This is a genomic window from Imperialibacter sp. (assembly GCF_048007035.1).
Taxonomy (GTDB): Bacteria; Bacteroidota; Bacteroidia; order Cytophagales; family Cyclobacteriaceae; genus Imperialibacter.
In genome coordinates this window covers 3306001-3326078 of the sequence record NZ_CP180355.1, presented here as the reverse complement: position 1 = coordinate 3326078, position 20078 = coordinate 3306001, and the positions used below count along the sequence as shown (strand labels likewise).

Sequence of the window (20078 nt, the reverse complement as noted above, 5' to 3'; positions counted from 1 at the left end):
TCATACCTTAATAAACGATACTGATGAAGCAATACCTACCTTTTTTTTATCCAGGCCTAACACAAAAATCGCTAGCTGGTATTAGCGCTTTTGTCAGACTACTTATTGCGCTGGCTTTGTGCCTGCCACTTCAAACTTCCCTCTCCTATGCGCAATTCTCAGGTTCGGGATCGGGAACAGAAGGCGAGCCATTTCAAATTTCTACCGCTACGCATTTGAACGAAATACGAAACAACCTCAGCGCTCACTACATACTCCTCAATGATATCGATCTCACGTTCGACACCAGCGACCCAGCCGGGTTATTCTGGAATGGTGGGCTGGGGTGGGAGCCGATCGGAACAGTTGACGATTTATTTACAGGTGGAATTGACGGAAATGGGTTCAGCATTATTGGCATACGCATAAATAGACCAGAGGGAAATTTCGTTGCCTTCCTGGGCTATGTGGCCTCGCCAGCCGAAATAAGCAACCTGGGAATAGAAGCTGCAGAAATTACAGGCTTTTTCTACACAGGGAGTCTTCTGGCGTATGGTAACGGGGCCACAGTGTCAAACTGCTTTGCAACCGGATCCGTGACCGGAATTGATTTTACCGGCGGGCTTTCAGGAGGCGTGACCTCAAATTTGACTGAATGTTATGCAAACGTGAATGTTGTGGCCACAGGAGGGAATACCGGGGGATTTTCAGGTATAGTATCAGGTGCTACTATCGAGAACTGCTACGTCACCGGCAACGTCAGTGGAACCAGCAGTGTAGGCGGTTTTGCGGGCTACGTGTTTACTTCGGGCAGTGAGGGAGGAGGCTCAATCACCAACTGTTTTTCATCGGGGCTAGTCACAGGCAACAGCAATGCAGGTGGCTTTGCTGGCTTAGCAGAAGGTGATGAAGTTACCTCAGTCTATTGGAGTACCAGTTCAAGCGGTCAGGCCACCTCTGCGGTTGGCAGCGGACTGGACATGGGCGGTATGAGAACCGAAGACTCATTTTCCGGTTGGGATTTTACCAATATCTGGACCATCAACGAGTACAGTTCGTTTCCCTTCCTTATCAATAATCAGCAAAGCCCGGCCCCGGGTCACATCGTCACCATGACAACCGGAACACTTACAGCCTGCGGCATGGATTTTACCGACTCTGGTGGCTTTGGAGCCAGCCATGCTTCGTCCGAAGATTATACACTCACCTTTGAGCCGGAGAATGAAAATGAAAAGGTAAAAGTATCGTTTTCCGCCTTCAACCTTGAAACCGACTACGATGAGCTGGAGGTGTTTGATGGTCCGTCCACTTCGTCGCCCCTCATCGTTACGCTGTCGGGTTCGGCCATCCCTGCCGATATTACAGCCAGCTCGTCGGGAGGACAGCTCACATTCAGGTTTACTTCGGATGGCTCCTTCGAATTCGCCGGATGGGCAGCAGTTGTTACCTGCGCTGTCGTTCCGCCCGACAAGCCTTCACCGGTTACTTTTGCCTCAGTCACCGGCACGTCGGTTGTAGTCAACTGGGTGGCCCCCGATGACAATGGCGTTGAAATTACCAGCTACACGCTGGCCCAAAAAGAAGGCGCCGCCGCCAGCTACTCCGATGTGTATACCGGCACTGACCTGACCTACGCTGCCACCGGCCTCACACAGGGGGAAACTTACAACTACAAGGTGAAGGCGACCAGCGACGCAGGCGATTCAGAATTTTCAGATGCCGCCGAGGTGGCGCTCGAAAACATAGTCACCATGAGCAACGGAAGTATTTCCACGTGCGATGCCGTATTCCTCGATCCCGGTGGAGCCAGCAACTACACCAGCAGCCTGGACATTGTGCTAACGGTAGAGCCTGAATTACCCAACACAAGAACCTCGATTTCATTCTCCTCTTTTCAGCTTGAAAACAACTACGACTACCTGTACATCTACGACGGGTCCACCACCGCCTCGCCGCTCCTGGCAACGCTTACCGGAGGCTCCATTCCAGCCGACTATACAGCCTCAGGAGTCGATGGTACACTTACCTTTCGGTTCACATCGGATGGAAGCGCTGAGTATGCTGGCTGGGAGGCCCAAATAACATGCCTCGCCGCCACGGCGCCATCCCAAGCAGCCGGGGTCACCTTCGAAAACACGTCCTCAAGTTCAACGACTGCTAAATGGACAGCACCAGCAAATGGCGGGTCACCCATTACGGGTTACACACTCCAGATGAAAGAAGGAGTGGATGGAGAATATGTTACGGTATACACGGGCGAAAACCTCACCTACACCGCCACTGGCCTTCAGGCGGGGGAGTCATACTATTTTAAGGTTGTCGCCACAAATGCCATTGGCGATTCGCCAGCGAGCGTTGAGACATCAGTTACCCCGCCTGCGACTGTGCCGGGCTCACCGCTGAGTGTGGAAGCAACTCCAGCCTCATCCAGCGCAGTTGATGTCAGTTGGGAAGCACCCGAGGAAACTGGCGGCTTTCCTATTTTAGGCTACAGAGTAATACGAAGGGTAAAGGGCACATCTACATTTGAATTTGAAGACGTTGGGCTTGTTACCAACCATACTATTTCCGGGCTATCTGCAGGAGTAACTTACGAGGTGCAGGTAATGGCCAAAAACCAATTGGGGCTCTCCACGTACGGCATCCTCGTGGAAGTAGCTACCCTTAAACTGGCTCAAACCATCACCTTTGACGACGTTCCTGCTCAAACCTTTCTGGGCGAAAAAGTTTCCATGTTGACGTATGTCAGAAGCAGCTCCGGGCTGTACGTAACTACGCAAATCGTTTCGGGGCCAGCCACGATTGATGCCGGAATAGTCAGCTTTACAGGTGCCGGTGAAGTAGTTGTTAAAGCCACCCAGGCCGGATCCAGCACATATGCGGCTGCGGAGCCTGTACAAAAGACAATCATCGTTCAAAAAGCTTCTCAAAGCATCCAGGCGTCCAACCTCTCCGCCACATTTGGAGACGATCCTTTGGAGGTATCGGCCTCGGCCACTTCCGGGCTGGCCGTTTCTCTGTCACTGGCGTCAGGACCCGGAGCGCTGGAGGGAAACACGCTGACCATCGCCGGAGCAGGGTCAATAATCATTCACGCTAAACAGGCGGGCAGTGACAACTACCTGCCTGCCGATCAGGTCACAATAACGACAACGGTAGCCAAGGGAGCTCAGCTGCTCAGCGCTGTCGGTGCATCTGGAGCGGGCTTCAACGGCACTCTTATCTATTCTCCCGGCGGCTTCACTTTGGAAGCTACGTCCAATACCAGCAATGCCATTGTATTTTCAGTGGTCGCTGGAAGCGGGCAAATAGACGGTCAAACCTTTATTCCATTGGCGGCCGGTTCTTTCACCATAGCCGCCAGCCAGGAGGAAACAGACAACTGGACTGCAGCAAGCAAGACATTTGAACTTTTTGTGCAAAAAGCCCAGCAAGAAATTATCGCTGACCAGGTTGCCGACAAGCTAAAGAGCGAAACACCCTTTACGCTCAGCGCCAGCTCTTCTGCAGACGCTGAGATAACCGCCCTCTCCGGCACAGGCAAAACATCCTTCGAGGGCCTAACGGCAACGATCGACCCGAGCGCAGCGGCAGGCGTAGAGGTAATAAGCTTAACCGGCGCTGAAACTACCTTCTACGAGAGCAAGACCATCGACGTGGTATTTTGCATAATCGCTGATACACCCACCATATTGGCCGCCGAAAACAGCAGCGGGGATTTTCTCCTCTCGAGCAATAACCTGGTGGACAGTCACCAGTGGCATTTAAACGGCGAGAGTGTTGGACTAACAGGCCCGGGAGAGGCCTTCGCTATCGAACAATCCGGAAACTACCATGCACTGGCGCTGGCAACGAACGGGTGCCCTTCCAGTGGTGCATCCAATACCGTTGAAATAGTCCCCGAGGAAGTGACAGGCGTTGGCACAGATCATCTGGCAAATCTCCTACTGTTCCCCAACCCTGCTCAACAAATTGTTTCGCTCTCCATGGACAACGCCCTAGGTGAAACTGTAGTCGTTACCATGCGATCCATCGCTGGTTCAGTACACGAAAGACAGGTTTTTGAAAAACCCAGCGGCAAATGGCAGGCTTCTCTGGACATAAGCCGGTTACCTTCCGGCATTTTCTTCATAGTAATACAACAGGGTGATGCGCTGATCACTAAAAAAATGATAAAACAATAGACTTAATCCATAACAACAAAGATTACACTTCGGTGTAGTTGGCTAACACGGGATTAGATAGAGCCGGCATATTCTGTCGGCTTTATTTTTTGATATCCGGGAGTCTAAACTCTTCCGATTCCATTAGATCAGTACGATTCAAGGCACGATCAGCTATAGAGATGCTTAGCCTATACCGCCGATCCTTGAAAATAGAAAAGGCTTGAGAAAGAAGAGAATATTGAATCTCGATTTCAAATTTGTTAAATCTGGAGATTTTAAAAGGGCTTCCAATATATGTCTGTGTACCAATTTGGCTGGGTGGCGGGGGCAATCTTGCATCATATCCCAGGTAACAATCACTGGTTGTGAACAACTTGCCAAAAGGAATAAATTCACCATCAAACTCTACCATCAAGTCAACGAAGATATTGTGTCTGAAAGTGTTTTCTACCTTAAATAGGTTGCCGTCTTCCGTAAGATTTGAATTATGGCACGACTCAATGTCATCTTCTCTCGGATCACTTTGAGAGTAAAGAACTGTATCTATGCGATCCCTATATGGAATCAAAAGAAAAAAAGGAGGGTAGTAATTACTTTCATCCCACTTCAAAATCTGGCTCTTTGAATCTACCACTTTGTTATTCCATTCATAGGGGTGATATGTCTCGCTGGGGAGTAAACCAATATCCATTTCTTCGTCAGCCAAAAAAATCGAAACAAAAAGTGAATCTGGCTGATTATCCCCCCCTTCTGTAAACCAAATGTCCTTAAGCTCAGCATATGGTGACACCTCGTACGTATATATCACCTCTGAATCTTCCTTAAAGCAGCCCACAAGAGCAAACAGTCCGATTACTATCCCAACTGACCGGATTTTTTTCATTGTCGTATCAGGTATTGCAGGTTTAACGATATGGAGGTGGGTATCAAATCCAAATCAAAACCCACAGTCTTATCAGTTTCTTTTGCTGGCAGGTACCCAGGCGGATTAGTCCTCTCTAAAGTGTTCTTTATCACATGTAAATCCAAATTTCCGACAGATGCCTGTAGAATTAACTTCGGAGACAAAAACACTATTAGCGACGGACTCGCATTAATGAAATACTCGTCGCTGATCTGCTTTTGGTCAGAATTACTGGTTTCAAACTTTCCTGTCGACAACCCAATCATGGCCGAAACTCCAAAATAGAGTAGTGATTCTTTAATTTCCAGATATCTGGAAGCTCCAGCACCTCCTCGAAAAGCTATGAGTTTTGCTGTGCCTTCACTTTTGTTTCCATCCACATCCTCGCTCGTATTTTTAGTAGATGTATGCCCTATGCCCAACATTAGATCCAAACTCCACTTCTGGCTAAGAAAAATCTTTAGTGATGGATCCACTTCAATGTAAAGTGATTTTGATTTAATGGGTACGTAAAAATTTTCACCACTTATATCCTTATCACCAATTTCACTTGAAACAGTTATGCCTGTCCCAAGCACCAAATTCCCCCTGCCAAACTGGCCAACAGCATCAACGGCGAAAAGGATTACCAAAGCCAGAACTCCAAGAATTTTCCAAACACTACGCATCTCTTTATAAATTTATCTCGGTTGAAACAGATAAGAAATAGCAAAAGCCAGCGAACTCCCATCAAATTTGACGTCTGTACGGTAATACCTGTTTGTAGGTGTATCCAGAGGGACGAAACCTCCGCCCAAACCACTCACAGCTTTCACATCGAAGTATCCAAACGTCGCTGATAGGAAGTAAACCTCAAAAACAAACCTTTTTCTGATAAAAAAGCCTACAGACGGGTTGGCTTGAGCATAATAACTGCGTGATCGAAAATCCCAATTTCCGTCATAAAAAGTGGAACCACGAATTTCGTGGCTTCCCCTCCCTGCCCCAAAGTTCAATCCGCCGTTCAGTTTAAAAAAAAACAAGGAATCCTTCATATAAAAGTACCGGGCCACTCCCATCCCAAAAACAGTTTGATTTTCATGGGACTTTGATGAATACCTTACCGCTCCGCCGTTGTACTGTCGCTGAACATATTCACTGCCTGCCCAGTCTTGATTTAAAAAACCATAAAGTAGCCAGTTGTGTGAAACCATCTTCCCACCGGACAGCCCGGCCCTGGTTTGCTTCTCAGAATTATCAACTCGGAAACCACTACCTGTGTCATATTTATCATCCCCAGAAATCAGATGATGCGAAACCCCTGCTCCAACCACCCATTCATATGCTGAGTATTGAGCAGAAGCAGTAGAACAAAGTATTGAAAAAACAATATAAATAACTCTCTCTTTCATATCAGCACTACCCCCAAAATCCTGATGGGTACCGAAAATGGGGAAATAATTCGAAAATAATACGATACCGTCAATATATTCAAAATTTTCGCCTCTGAACCATGCCACCGTCTGGACACTAATTTGCTCGGCTAAACAAATACTCAAACAATAACAAAACACCTTCGTAGTTAAAGTGTATTTGTTTAATCTTTATAGCTTTGGCTACTATGTCATCTATTCTTAAAGTAACCAACCTCTCCAAGTCCTATTCAAGCGCTACAGGTTCACTCACCGTTCTCGATGATGTTTCCTTCGATTTGGCAAAAGGCGAAACATTCTCCATCGTCGGCCCTTCTGGCAGTGGCAAAACAACCCTGCTCGGCCTCTGCGCTGGCCTCGACCGAGCGTCATCGGGCAGTGTAGAAGTGTGCGGCATTAAGCTCGATGCACTGGACGAAGACGACCGAGCAAGGGTCAGAAACCAGCACATTGGCTTCATTTTCCAAAACTTTCAGCTATTGCCCACCCTCACAGCGTTGGAAAATGTGATGGTGCCGCTGGAGCTCAGAGGAGAGAAAGGCGTTGCTGCAAAAAGCATCGAACTGCTGGAAAGAGTGGGCCTTGGCAGCCGATTGCATCATTATCCTACTCAACTTTCCGGTGGTGAGCAGCAGCGGGTGGCTCTAGCCAGGGCTTTTTCCAACGACCCTGAAATCCTGTTTGCCGATGAACCCACCGGCAACCTGGATGAAGAAACAGGCATCAAAGTAGAAGAGTTGCTTTTCCAGATCAATAAGGAGCAGGGCACTACCCTGGTGCTGGTTACCCACAACATGGAGCTGGCTCGAAAAACTGGCCGCATCCTCCGGCTGAAAGGCGGGAAAGTAATTGAACTCACCGAATCGGCATTGGCTGCGCAAGCATAATGGATAGCAAAATCAGCATCAACCGACCGGAATATAGCAAAAGCTGGCTGTGGAAAATGGCGTGGAGAGACAGCCGCAGAAGCCGCTCCAGACTTTTCTTGTTCACCTCCTCTATCATCCTCGGCATCACTGCCCTGGTAGCGATCAACTCCTTTAAAGCTTCTCTTTTTTCTGCCATCAATGACCAGGCGAAGGGGCTATTAGGGGCGGATTTGGTCGTGAGGTCGAGCCAGCCATTTACAGAAGACTACCAGCCGCTGCTGGACTCCATTGGCACCGAGCGCTCCAGCGAATGCTACTTTGCTTCCATGATCTACTTCCCCAGAAGCCAGGGCACAAGGCTGGTGCAGGTGCGAGCACTTGAAGGCGACTTCCCCTATTATGGAACTATCGAAACCGACCCAGTAGAGGCTGCGAGGTCTTTCCGGGGAAAGAAGCAGGCCTTGGTAGACCAAACACTCATGCTACAATTCGGCGTAGAGGTGGGAGACGAAGTAAAAGTGGGTACCGAGTCGTTTGAGATCGTCGGTCGGCTACAAAAAATTCCCGGGCAAACGGGAATTACAACCAGCGTCGCTCCGGTGGTGTATATCCCTTTCGAATATGTGGAGCAAACTGGTCTCCTGCAAAAGGGCAGCCGCATCAACTACATGGAGTACTTCAGGTTCGACGACGAGGCCTACGTAAAAACCGTTGAGGAGGCGTATGAAAAAAGGTTTGATCAATTAGGTTGGAGATACGATACCGTCGAAGAACAGAAAGAAGACACTGGGCGGGCGTTCAAAGACCTGACCGGCTTTCTGAATCTGGTAGCCTTTGTTGCACTTCTGCTGGGCTGCATTGGCGTTGCCAGCGCCGTCCACATCTATATCAAAGAAAAGATTACCTCTGTGGCAGTTATTCGCTGCCTCGGCGGCACTTCTATCCAGGCCTTCTTTATTTTCCTTATCCAAATTGCATCAATCGGCTTGCTGGGTGGCATCATTGGCAGTGTGCTGGGATCAGTCCTGCAAATGTACCTGCCAGGTGTGCTCAAAGACTTCCTTCCAGTCACTGTCGATTTTGCCCTTTCGTGGTCAGCCATTCTGCAAGGCATTGCGCTGGGTTTGTCTATCTCTGTGCTCTTTGCGCTTCCGCCGCTTCTTCGCATCCGGAAGGTAGCTCCTTTGCAGGCAATAAGGGCGGGAATTGATGGAGCCGTTCCTGATTCTACTCGTGGCATCTACCCCGTTTATGCCGCAATCCTGGCTTTCATTCTTGGCTTTGCCTGGTGGCAAATTGGCTCTATTCTCGATGCCTTGTCTTTTACAGGAGGTCTGATTGCAGCTTTTCTTTTGCTTGCCGGAGTTGCCAAACTGATCACCTGGTCAGTAAAAAAGTTTTTCCCCATCACCTGGAGTTATGTGTGGCGGCAAGGCCTGGCCAACCTGTTCCGGCCTCAGAACCAAACAATGATCTTGATTATCACAGTTGGCCTTGGCACAGCCCTCATTTCAACGCTTTACCTTGTTCAGCAGTCTCTCATCAGTCAGGTAAGCATCACCGGTGCGGGCGACCGGCCCAACATGGTGCTTTTCGATATACAGTCCGACCAGAAGGAGGCCATCAAAACGATGACCCTTGACTACGAACTCCCGGTAATACAAGACGTGCCCGTGGTAACCATGCGGCTCGAAGAACTAAAAGGCTATAGCAAAAAAGAAGCAGAAGCGGACACCACGTTGGGTCTGCCCGACTGGGCATATAACCGGGAGTATAGGATCACTTATCGAGATTCACTCATCGACTCAGAAGAGATCATTGCAGGCAAATGGCTTGGCAAAATTGAGAACCCTAACGACACCATCTTTATTTCCATGAGCGACGGCTATGCCGAAAATCTGGGAGTGAAAGTGGGTGATGAAATGTTGTTCAACGTGCAGGGTGCTCTCATCAAAACCTACGTGGGCAGCCTGCGACGCATCGACTGGAACAGGGTGCAAACCAATTTCCTGGTCATTTTCCCTGAGGGAGTGCTGGAAAAAGCACCTCAGTTTCATGTACTGATCACAAGAGTTGAAAACAACGAACTTTCTGCCAGGTTCCAGCAAGCTGTGGTAAGGAACTACCCCAATGTTTCCATCATCGATCTTCAGCTGATCCTGTCAACGCTCGACGATATTTTGGGAAAGGTGTCCTTCGTTATTCAGTTCATGGCACTCTTGAGCATTTCAACCGGCATTTTGGTCCTCATTGCTTCGGTTGTTATTAGCAAGTTCCAGCGGATACAGGAGGGTGTCCTTCTCCGAACGCTGGGTGCGAGCCGAAGACAGGTGCTGACAATAGCAGGCCTTGAATACTTGTTTCTGGGTGTTTTTGCCTCCTGTTCTGGCATATTGCTGTCACTAGCCGGATCCTGGATCCTGTCCTACTTCCTGTTCGAGTCTACTTTCAGCCCAGTGTGGATGCCCCTTCTCGCAATTATTGGAGGCATTACGGCACTGACTGTAGCCATAGGGGTAACTAACAGCAGGGAAGTAGTGAATAATCCTCCACTGGAAGTTTTAAGACGTGAAATCTAATTTGACCCAACTATGAATCGTTTTTTGGCAATCGCAGCATTGATATTGTGTGCATCCAGCTCGGCAACAGCCCAAAAGAAAACCAAATGGTCAGCCGAGCAGAAGGAAGTGCTGTCAGTAGTTTTCGAAATGTTTGAGGGCATGAGGAAAGCAGACACCACTGGCTACCACAAAATGTTTACGCCCAATGCACAGCTTCATACCGTAATGGACAGAGAAGCGGGAAAAGAAAACCTCAGGTCAGATGATATGACCAAATTTTTTGAGGCCATGGCTAAACCCAGGGAAATCATCTATGACGAACCCCTTTGGGATATCAGGGTAGAAATAGATGGCAGACTGGCCCAGGTGTGGACTAAATATGCCTTCTATGCTGGCGACAAATTTTCCCATTGTGGAGTCGACGCTTTTCTTCTATTCAAAGACAAAGATGGCTACTGGAAGATTTTCGAGCTAGTAGACACAAGGCACTTTGGCGAGGAGAATTGCCAGCTTCCGAAGAAGTTTTTGAGAGCACTTTCAGACCTGTAACATTTATCAAAACGTTTTTTGGTAAAAAAGAACCCTGTTGAAAGATTCAACAGGGTCCCTGAAATTGATAAGCACAAAACAGAAAAGTTATGTCCAGATGACAGTATTCTCTGTTGCGTACCAAGTTTGCAAATTTTCTTCGTATTTCCCTTCTAAAACATTTCTTTTTATACTCATTTTGGGCGTCAATATGCCATTTTCCATCGTCCATGGCTCCTTCATCACAATCACTTTTCTCACCCTTTCGTAATCCACCAAATCCTTGTTCACCATGTTCATGGTATCCACAAGTGATTTTTCTACATCAACCCGATTCTTTTTCAGCGCCTTGTCTGAAATAACCACCAATGCTACTGGCTGTGGGAGCCCCCTGCCCAAAACACATATTTGTTCGATGTAACCATTGAGAGAGTAGCCCCACTCGATAGGCCCCGGCACTATGTATTCACCCTTGGACGTCTTGAAAGTGTCTTTTACCCGCCCTGTAATTTTCAAAAAGCCCTCATCATCAATCTCTCCCATATCGCCTGTATGCAGGAAGCCATTTTTGAGTACCGAAGCCGTCATCGCTGGTTCCTTATAGTACCCCTGCATCAACCACGGTGCCTGCATAAGTATCTCACCGGTTTCTTCCTCAATCTTGAGAACGGAGCCACGGTAAGGCTGCCCAACGGTTCCCATTTTTACATTGTCAGGATGCATCAGCGTACAGGCGCCAACATTCTCCGTCATGCCGTACAGCTCGAGCAGCTGAATGCCAAGAGCGTTGTACCACTTATGAAGCGAGGGCGGACAAGGAGCGGCAGCAGTAAGGCAATATTCTGCCTCGTTGATTCCCAGGCCTATCCGAATTTTCTTTTTCACAATTCCTGAAATAATTGGCAGCTTCAATAGAAAATCCAGCTTCGACTGTGGCATTTTTTCCCAAACGCCCATTTGAAACTTAGTCCAGATGCGTGGCACAGCAAAAAACATGGTCGGCTGGGCATTTGAAAGGTTCTGCATGAACGTATCCAGCGACTCAGCAAACGAAATAACCCCGCCACAATGAAGCGCACCCAACTCAATAATCATTCTTTCGGCTACGTGGCACAGCGGAAGGTAAGAGAAGTAGCGATGGCGCTTATCCCCAAAATTTATCACATACTTGGCAGCAGCGGCAGTGAACTTCAGTTGTTTGTGATTGTACATCACTCCTTTCGGTGAACCAGTTGTGCCCGACGTGTAGATAATAGTGCACAAATCCATCTCATCCGGAATATCGCTTTCTGTCAGAGGATCATTCTTTGCGATAATGTCCTGCCACTTGTCGTAGTCCTCCACATGGCTTTCAGGCAAAGTTAAGCAAGGCAGTGTTTCAGGGATACCCTTCTTCATACTGTCCCACTCATCTACTTTTCCAACAAAAAGCAGCTTCACTTCACTGTGTTCCAGCACCTGGTTCAGCTGCTCCCCTACCAGATTGGGATACAGAGGAACTGAAATATAACCTCCCATCATTATCGCCAGGTCGGCAATAATCCAGTGGGAGCAGTTTTTGGAAATCAACCCGACATGGTCTCCTTTGACAAGCCCCTGACTCTTCAAATAAGAAGTCATTCTGCGGGCTTCATCCCCCACTTGTTTCCAGGTGTATTCGATCCATTGATCCCCATTGGGTTGTCGTAAAAAAACACGATCGGGAGTCTCTTTTTCCCAATGAAAAAACCACTCCACGAGTGATCTTGGATCATACTTAGACCTGATGTTTTCAGGAATTTCAATTACTTCAGTCGACGTCATAGGGGTGTCTTTTCCTGAATTTATGAAAATTGATCTAAAACTTGGAGAATTTTTCATGAAAGTAAGCCCCCGGTAACTTCCCAGCGGTCAATCCACTGGCTTTGACTGGCTTGCCTGTCGGCAAAAAAGTACGTGTTTAACAACATAGCTGTACACTCCTGAAAGAAAAGTGTTACAAAACCGGACACAACAAGTCTTTCTTAAAATTACAACTTATTGATTGTCAAATGTTTAAACTTTTTGGCATAGCAATTGGCTAAGATGTGGCAGGTCAACAACTCAAAATAATCAGGACATCAAATTTTAAGTGACATGTTACGGCAAATTTTACTCAGTAAAAATGTGTGGGCTAGTCTGGCAATCATGCTGGGCCTGACAATACTGTGGGAGGCTAACCAGAATCAACCATCAGCTGATGCTGAGCACAACTCAACCCATCAAGTTGCAAAAAGATGATAACGAAATAGCGGTCGTGAAAGCGATCAAAAAAAGAAAAACTCAAAAATAAATTCTGACTAAGGACTAATCAATCTCTAAACAACCGGGCAGACTACTGTCCGGTTTGTTTTTTGTAGCCAAACATAAAAAATAATAAGGTTAATAGACCCGAAAGTGTTTATTTTGAGGCAAAATCCTAGCACACAGGATACATGTACATTAGAGATATCTCACATTATATTCCCAGCCAGCGAGTTACGAATCAATACTTCGCCGATCTAAACGGCCTGACAAACGAGTGGATCGTAGAAAGGACTGGCATTTCTGAAAGGCGAAAGGCCGGGGCAGAAGAAAACACGGCGACAATGGCCCTTGAGGCCGTCAAAGCACTCGAAGAACAAGTAGACTTTCCCCTTCAGCAAGTTGATCTGATTGTAGGTGCCTCCTACACTCCGTACGACACCATCGTTACACTTGCCCACAAAACACAACATTACCTCAACGCAACGAATGCAGCGGTGGTGTACATTTCATCGGCCTGCTCTTCATTCCTCAATGCCATGGAGATTGTGGAGGGCTATATGGCGATGGGAAAGTCAAAAAATGCGCTGGTTGTCCTTTCCGAACATAACACGGCCTACCATAACGAGCACGACCACAAGGCAGGCCATCTTTGGGGAGACGGCGCCAGTGCCTTGCTGGTGACCAAAGACAAGCCAACTGCGCCAAGTTTGGCAGTGAAAGAAATTTTTACCAGAGGCGCAGCCCATGTGGGAAGAGGCCTGGAAGGAGTTACTTTGAGACCTCTCCATGGTGGCATTGAAATGCCCTATGGCAAAGACGTGTTTCTAAACGCCTGTTCTTATATGGCATCGGCCACCAGAGACATCATTGAAAGGAATAACTACACGCTTGATGATCTTTCTTATCTGGTACCTCACCAGGCCAACCACAGGATAACAAAGAATGTGGCGGAAAATCTGAAGTTATCACCTGAGAAAGCTATTTCAAACGTACAGTACCTTGGCAACACGGGGTGCGCAGGTGCTGCCATTGGCATATCCGAGCACTGGCATGAGTTCAAAAACGAAGACAAAATAGTCGTGACGGTTTTTGGTGGAGGCTATAGCTACGGAGCCATGCTGCTGGTAAAAGAATAGCGGTACGTAAAACCATTTTTAATAGTTGTACTGTACATCACCGGCCTATGCCTGTATCATTTTCGGACAGTCCGCCAGGCTAACATTTCCGATCTGTCACGCAAACAACTGTTTTTCAACTACTTACAAAAGTTGGCACGTCGTTTGGCTATCAACAGGTGTCTGCAATCAGGCAGACACAAAGGTCAAGAACTCAAAATAGAAAATAACAATACGCAAAGTGGATGCTGAACGACAACAACGGAAAAATCTACTCTGCCACGAATCTCAAGGTTAAAATATACTCCTGCGTCTCGGGGTTTTAAGCAGTTACTTAACACCCGCATACTGGCAAAAGGATATAGTTTTTAGTTTACGGTTGGTTGATGGAAAAGGGAGGGCACAAGCCCTTCTTTTTTTTATTCTACTGCCTCGAGCATTTCCTCCTCCACTTCCACTTCGCTGTCAACATAAACCTCGTCTTTTCTTGGACGTCCTTTAAATGTGGTGTCCGGCTTAAATCCATTTTTGTAGCGTCGCTTCCTGATCTTCCAAACCTTGTAGTTGTCTTTGTTTCCGTTCTCAAACTGGAAAGCCATGTGTTCAGAAGAACTTACCCACTCCAGATTGGTCGAGTCGTTGTTGCGGGGATTATTGTCAAGATGAATAATCATATTGTATTCATCCGGAAGAACATTGATACAATAAGCTTTTGCAACTTCCTTGTGCGGATAAACAGTTCTCCTTTTCCCGTCATCATTGAGAAGATCCAGGAAAAAGCATTTACACGACTTATTCCATCTTTGCTTCATCACCTTGCCTTTCACCTTCATCATCGTTTGGCTTCCCCTGTGAAAAGTCTCACGGTCTTTGCTTCTGATACGACCCCTGTTGGATACTTCGTAGTTCGAAAATTCATCAATGGGCTTCCACACCTCTTCTATACGTTCAATTCTTTGAATGCTCATAGCGTGTGTTAGTAAAATCTTAAACTAATGTTGTCTATTTTATAAATACTTCAATAACGACGGCCAATTAGCCTCTTTTGAAGAGAATATTTCAAATATAGCATTTTGTTGGTAGGAGAAAATCAAAATACGGAAAGGTCAAAAAAATATTTTTGAGGTTGAAACAAATTACTCTATACACAGATAATATTTAATATTAAATAATACACAAATTAACGTTCAATGTATATATTAAGATAGATTTCTACACAACAACATATTTAATATAGAACGTATAGAAGTTATATAAAAAAATCATATTTACAGCGCAAACGATTGCAAAATTTACTTGTCGGACCCACACTATAGCAATACCGGCCAATACATTCTGCCAGTCGGTACCGGACGCAAAATCCACACCCTGATGAGAAGCCTCCTTCATATGAGCACTATTTCAAATAGTGCTCTATGATGAAATAGCCATAAGGAGAGCCATACCTAGCGGAAATGAATAAAGTCGGAGAACAGTCGACTATCACTTCCGAAATGCTATTGGCTATTCCATGTGGCCGCTGAAAAACAAATTTTATACACATGAAATATGGAGACAATCTTTCCTATTGGTGATTTTACTACGCAATACTGGCCCAGTAATTTCTTCCTTAAAAAAATAGTTATAATTTACCTAGCACATTCGAGACCCTACATATATACCTACTAAGCACCTTACTATGAGCACGACCAAAGGCCAGGAAGCAAAAGCTGTAAAAGCATTAAAGAGGATTAGCAAAAAGGAAATGAAAGACACCCTTCTTGTGGAGATAGCCTGGGAGGTCCTTAATCAGGTGGGTGGGATATATACAGTGATACGATCCAAGGTGCCGGCCACTATGCCCAAATGGGGAGATAACTACTGCCTGCTGGGCCCCTACTTTAAGCACCAGGTATCCGCTGAATTTGACCCAATTGATGATTTCTCTGATCCTTTTGGCAAGGCCGTTGTTAAAATGAGGGAGAAGGGATTTGAAGTGCATTATGGCCACTGGCTTGTGACGGGGCGCCCCAAGGCTGTTCTGTTTAACCTCGGCAGTATCTGGAGCAAGCTTGGTGAAATCAAATACCTGCTATGGGAACACCACGGCATCACCACACCAGCCGAGGACCACCTGATCGACCAGGTAGTTGCCTTTGGAGAGTGCGTTAAAATCTTCCTCGATGAGCTATCGTTGGGTGCCTCCAAAAAGAAAAAGATCATAGCGCACTTCCATGAGTGGATGGCTGCGTCGTGCATTCCAGACATCAGAAGGCAAAAAATGCCGATATCCACGGTATTCACCACCCACGCCACCTTGCTGGGGCGCTACCTCGCCATGAACAGCTCTGACTTCTACCAGCACCTGCCTTTCATGGACTGGTCGAAGGAAGCAACCAATTTCAACGTAGAGGCCATCGCCAACCTGGAGAGAGCAGCGGCTCACGGAGCTCAGGTGTTCACCACAGTTTCTGACGTTACAGCCCAGGAGTGCAAGTACCTGCTTGGCAGAACGCCTGATGTGATCCTGCCCAACGGCATCAACAATCAGCGGTTTGAGGCATTGCACGAATTCCAGAACCTTCACAGGGAGTACAAAGAAAAAATACACCAGTTTGCTATGGCTCACTTCTTCAAGAGCTACACTTTCGACCTGGACAATACGCTGTATTTCTTTACCTCGGGCAGGTATGAATACAAAAACAAAGGGTTTGACCTGGCCCTTGAGGCGCTGGCTCGCCTCAACTGGAGGCTGAAAAATGAAGGCAGCGAAATGACCGTCGTTATGTTTTTCATCACAAAACAGCCATTCCACAGCATCAACCCCGACATTCTGCACAGCCGGGCCGTGCTCGAAGAGCTGCGCCAAACAACAGACGCTATCAAGAAACAGGTGGGCGAAAGATTGTTCTACTCGGCCGCCTCCAGCAGCGACCATCGTCTACCCATGCTCAACGACTTTGTCGACGACTATTGGAGACTGCGCTACAGAAGGCTTCTGCAAAGCTGGAAAACGGACCAACTACCACCAGTAGTCACTCACAATTTGGTCGACGACGGTGGCGACGACATCCTTAACTTCCTCAGAACATCCAGCCTGCTGAATCACGAAGATGACAGGGTGAAAATTGTGTATCACCCTGACTTTGTAAACTCAACCAACCCGCTGTTTGGCATGGAGTATGGCCAGTTTGTAAGAGGTTGCCACATGGGCGTTTTCCCGAGCTACTACGAGCCCTGGGGCTACACTCCGCTAGAATGTATTGCCAGTGGGGTGCCAGCCATTACGAGCGACCTGGCTGGGTTTGGCGACTACGTATTGCACAATATGAAAGACCATGCCAGCAATGGAATCTATGTGGTAAACCGGCAGAAAAGAAACTTCAATCAGTCGGCCGACCAGCTTGCTTACCAAATGTACAAGTTCATCAATATGAACCGAAGGGAAAGAATAACCTTACGAAACAAGGTGGAGAGCACGTCGGTGTATTTCGACTGGACTACCCTAACGAAGTATTATGATCAAGCCTATCAGCTGGCGCTTGATAGACTGAAGGCTTAGTCCAAATAAAAAAAGCGTCCTCAAATGAGGGCGCTTTTCCTATCTATTAATGATAATATAAACCTTAACCGATTGAAATTCTCTTGAAAGAAGTGACCGTCAATCCCTTTTGAACACTGTCAAGGTATTGAGCAATCGTTTTTGAGTTGTCTTTCACGAAAGCCTGGCTAAGCAATGTGCTTTCTTTGAAGAATTTATTCAGCTTGCCAAGAGCGATTTTCTCTACCATCTCCTCTGGCTTGCCCTCCTGACGAGCAATGTCTTTTCCAATCTCAATTTCTTTTTCAATAACAGCTTTGTCAACGCTGTTTTGATCAACTGCAATTGGGTTCATGGCTGCAATCTGCATACCCACGTCACGACCAGCGTCAATCACGTCAGCGCTGTTTCCACCTTTTAGAGCTACCAAAACGCCAAGTTTGCTGCCAGCGTGGATATAAGAAACTACAGTTTCGGCTTCCATCACTTCGTAAGCAGAAATTTCAAGCTTCTCACCAATCTTACCAACAAGCTCTATGATCTTCTCGTCAACTGTAAGATCGCCAGCCTTAAGTGCTTTCAAATCTTCTACCGAAGCTGGAGACTTAGCAAATGCCAGGTCAATGATCGTGTTGCCGAGCTTAACGAATTCTTCGTTTTTAGCAACAAAGTCTGTTTCGCAAGTGAGCGAGATAAGAACTGCCTTTGTATTGCTGTCGTTAGTGCGCACAAAAACGGACCCTTCTGTAGTTTCACGATCAGAGCGGGAAGCAGAAACCTTCTGTCCTTTTTTCCGCAAAATCTCTATTGCTTTTTCGAAGTCACCGTCCGATTCTGTAAGTGCTTTCTTACAATCCATCATGCCGGCGCCAGTCATTTGCCGTAACTTGTTTACGTCTTGTGCAGTGATTGCCATTGTTATTTATCCTTTAATGTTTTTTGAAATGCTTTAAACAAAAATTGAACACCGAAGGATCTCCGATGTTCAATTTTTAAAATCTATCCGTTTCCGGATACACTATTTATAAATTAATCTTTTGATTCTTCTACTGTCTCTACTTCATCTACCCGACGCTTCTCATCTTCGTCTTCTTTAGACTTTGCATCGTCTTTTTCTCTCTTGCGCTCATTGAGACCTTCCTCAATTACTTCAGAGATGTAAGATAAAATTAGTTTCACAGACTTGTAAGCATCATCGTTGCCTGGGATAGGGAAATCAACCTCGTTAGGGTTTGAGTTTGTATCCACAATAGCAAACACAGGAATGTTCAGCTTTTGAGCTTCTTTCACTGCTATGTGCTCACGCTTGATATCCACGATGAAAAGAGCTGCAGGAAGACGAGTAAGGTCAGCGATACCGCCAAGCACTCTTTCCAGCTTTTCTTTTTCACGAGTCACCATCAAACGCTCTCTCTTGGCAAGGCCGGTGAAGCTTTCTTCCTTCATCAACTTGTCAATACCCTGCATTTTCTTCAATGACTTGCGGATAGTAGCAAAGTTTGTAAGCATACCGCCCAACCAGCGCTCAGTAGCATAAGGCATCTTCAGCCTTCTTGCTTCATCAGCCATCAGGTCTTTGGCCTGCTTCTTCGTAGCCACGAACATCACCTTGCGGCCTGAACGTACTACTTGCTTGAGTGCTTTAGACGCTTCTTCGAGGCACACAAGCGTTTTGTTAAGATCGATAATATGGATTCCATTCTTCTCCATGAAAATATATGGAGCCATTTGGGGATCCCACTTTCTCGTTAAGTGTCCGAAATGAACACCAGCGTCTAGTAAGTCCTTGTATTCTAGATTAGCCATTAATTATATATAAAGTATATGAAATACTGATTAACGCTTACTGAACTGGAATCTTCTACGAGCCTTAGCACGACCGTATTTCTTACGTTCAACCATACGAGGGTCTCTGGTAAGGAAGCCTTCCTTCTTCAATGCCGGACGGAACTCCTCGCTGATTTCGCAAAGTGCCCTGGAAATTGCCAAACGAATCGCTTCTGCCTGACCTTTGATTCCACCACCGTCAACATTGATTTTGATGTCATACTTGCCCGACTCGCTGGTAAGCTCAAGAGGCTGCTGAACAATCAGACGAAGGATTTCTGAAGGGAAGTATTCTTCAAGGCTTCTTTCGTTTACGTTGAAAGTACCTTTTCCGCTCTGAAGATATAGTCTCGCTACGGAGGTCTTTCTTCTGCCTATGGTATTGATTACGTCCATTAACTAATTACTAATATGTTAACTTGATTTCTTTTGGTTGTTGTGCAGCATGAGGATGCTCAGTGCCTGCATAAACATATAGATTGCGGAATTGCTCTCTGCCCAAGCTATTCTTTGGAAGCATTCCTCTTACTGCCATCTCAACAAGTCTTCTTGGGTCTTTTTCCAACACCATTCTAGGTGAAGCAAAACGCTGACCACCAGGATAACCTGTGTGACGGATGTATGTTTTGTTGTTCATTTTCTTACCGGTAAGGCGAACCTTCTCAGCATTCAAAATGATCACGTTATCTCCACAGTCCATGTTAGGAGTGTAGCTAGCCTTTGTCTTTCCACGAAGAACATTAGCCACCCGGCTTGAAAAACGACCAAGAATCTGATCAGCAGCGTCAATCACTACCCAGTTCTTCTCAATTTTTGCCTTGCTTAGAGACTGTGTTTTGTAGCTTATCGTATCCATTTATCGAAACAGCTTTAATTTCTTTATTGTGTACAGAATATACCTTGCCCTCAAAAAGGGACACAAAGATAGAAGT

The 20078-nt window shown here is 46.5% G+C and carries 15 protein-coding genes; 6 read left to right on the top strand and 9 right to left on the bottom strand.

Going from position 1 to position 20078, the window contains the following annotated elements; translation table 11 throughout:
* Positions 1–23: 23 nt before the first annotated feature.
* Positions 24–4163: a fibronectin type III domain-containing protein gene (locus ACMVP2_RS14360; protein WP_339790373.1), complete on the top strand. Its 4140-nt coding sequence runs from the start codon at positions 24–26 to the stop codon at positions 4161–4163.
* An 82-nt stretch (positions 4164–4245) separates the two neighbouring features.
* On the opposite strand, the gene ACMVP2_RS14355 is transcribed toward ACMVP2_RS14360, so the two are convergent.
* The 3 genes from ACMVP2_RS14355 to ACMVP2_RS14345 are packed head-to-tail and all read right to left on the bottom strand — an operon-like array spanning position 4246 to position 6587.
* Positions 4246–5028, bottom strand: coding sequence for a hypothetical protein (locus ACMVP2_RS14355; protein WP_416868132.1), 783 nt, complete (start codon positions 5026–5028; stop codon positions 4246–4248).
* Positions 5025–5717 (bottom strand): hypothetical protein, encoded by a 693-nt coding sequence (locus ACMVP2_RS14350; protein ID WP_339790368.1) that lies wholly within the window; start codon positions 5715–5717, stop codon positions 5025–5027. The genes ACMVP2_RS14355 and ACMVP2_RS14350 overlap by 4 nt, the downstream gene beginning before the upstream one ends.
* Before the next feature lie 12 nt (positions 5718–5729).
* Complete coding sequence (locus tag ACMVP2_RS14345) at positions 5730–6587, bottom strand: hypothetical protein (protein ID WP_416868131.1); 858 nt, start codon at positions 6585–6587, stop codon at positions 5730–5732.
* A 62-nt stretch (positions 6588–6649) separates the two neighbouring features.
* Here ACMVP2_RS14345 and ACMVP2_RS14340 point away from each other — a divergent pair, with 62 nt between their 5' ends.
* Genes ACMVP2_RS14340 through ACMVP2_RS14330 form a run of 3 tightly spaced genes read left to right on the top strand, consistent with a single transcriptional unit; the run spans position 6650 to position 10440 of the window.
* Positions 6650–7348, top strand: coding sequence for an ABC transporter ATP-binding protein (locus tag ACMVP2_RS14340; protein ID WP_339790363.1), 699 nt, complete (start codon positions 6650–6652; stop codon positions 7346–7348).
* Positions 7348–9909 (top strand): ABC transporter permease, encoded by a 2562-nt coding sequence (locus tag ACMVP2_RS14335; protein WP_416868130.1) that lies wholly within the window; start codon positions 7348–7350, stop codon positions 9907–9909. Before ACMVP2_RS14340 ends, ACMVP2_RS14335 begins: the two co-directional genes overlap by 1 nt.
* A gap of 12 nt (positions 9910–9921) precedes the next feature.
* Positions 9922–10440 carry a hypothetical protein gene (locus tag ACMVP2_RS14330; protein WP_339790357.1) on the top strand — a complete coding sequence of 173 codons (519 nt, stop codon included), beginning with the start codon at positions 9922–9924 and terminating at the stop codon, positions 10438–10440.
* 87 nt (positions 10441–10527) lie between these two features.
* Here the strand turns inward: ACMVP2_RS14330 and ACMVP2_RS14325 are convergent, their stop codons facing one another.
* Positions 10528–12222, bottom strand: a complete 1695-nt coding sequence (locus ACMVP2_RS14325) for an AMP-binding protein (RefSeq protein ID WP_339790354.1) — start codon at positions 12220–12222, stop codon at positions 10528–10530.
* 650 nt (positions 12223–12872) lie between these two features.
* Between ACMVP2_RS14325 and ACMVP2_RS14320 the strand changes: the two genes are divergently transcribed.
* Complete coding sequence (locus ACMVP2_RS14320) at positions 12873–13820, top strand: ketoacyl-ACP synthase III (RefSeq protein ID WP_339790351.1); 948 nt, start codon at positions 12873–12875, stop codon at positions 13818–13820.
* A gap of 398 nt (positions 13821–14218) precedes the next feature.
* Here the strand turns inward: ACMVP2_RS14320 and ACMVP2_RS14315 are convergent, their stop codons facing one another.
* Positions 14219–14767, bottom strand: a complete 549-nt coding sequence (locus ACMVP2_RS14315; RefSeq protein ID WP_151996384.1) for an NUMOD4 domain-containing protein — start codon at positions 14765–14767, stop codon at positions 14219–14221.
* 710 nt (positions 14768–15477) lie between these two features.
* On the opposite strand from ACMVP2_RS14315, the gene ACMVP2_RS14310 reads away from it, so the two are divergent.
* A complete protein-coding gene (locus ACMVP2_RS14310) occupies positions 15478–17340 on the top strand; it encodes a glycosyltransferase (protein ID WP_339790346.1) in 1863 nt (620 codons plus the stop codon).
* Between the two features lie 64 nt (positions 17341–17404).
* Here the strand turns inward: ACMVP2_RS14310 and tsf are convergent, their stop codons facing one another.
* From tsf to rplM, 4 genes are all read right to left on the bottom strand, one after another.
* The gene (tsf, locus tag ACMVP2_RS14305; RefSeq protein WP_317489556.1) at positions 17405–18235 is read right to left on the bottom strand and encodes a translation elongation factor Ts; all 831 of its coding nucleotides are present in this window, start codon (positions 18233–18235) and stop codon (positions 17405–17407) included.
* Positions 18236–18348: 113 nt separating this feature from the next.
* Complete coding sequence (gene rpsB, locus ACMVP2_RS14300) at positions 18349–19125, bottom strand: 30S ribosomal protein S2 (protein ID WP_416868129.1); 777 nt, start codon at positions 19123–19125, stop codon at positions 18349–18351.
* Between the two features lie 30 nt (positions 19126–19155).
* Entirely contained in the window at positions 19156–19542 is a 387-nt protein-coding gene (rpsI, locus tag ACMVP2_RS14295; protein WP_151996380.1) for a 30S ribosomal protein S9, read from the bottom strand.
* Between the two features lie 10 nt (positions 19543–19552).
* Positions 19553–20002 carry a 50S ribosomal protein L13 gene (gene rplM, locus ACMVP2_RS14290; RefSeq protein WP_317489555.1) on the bottom strand — a complete coding sequence of 150 codons (450 nt, stop codon included), beginning with the start codon at positions 20000–20002 and terminating at the stop codon, positions 19553–19555.
* Positions 20003–20078: the final 76 nt, after the last annotated feature.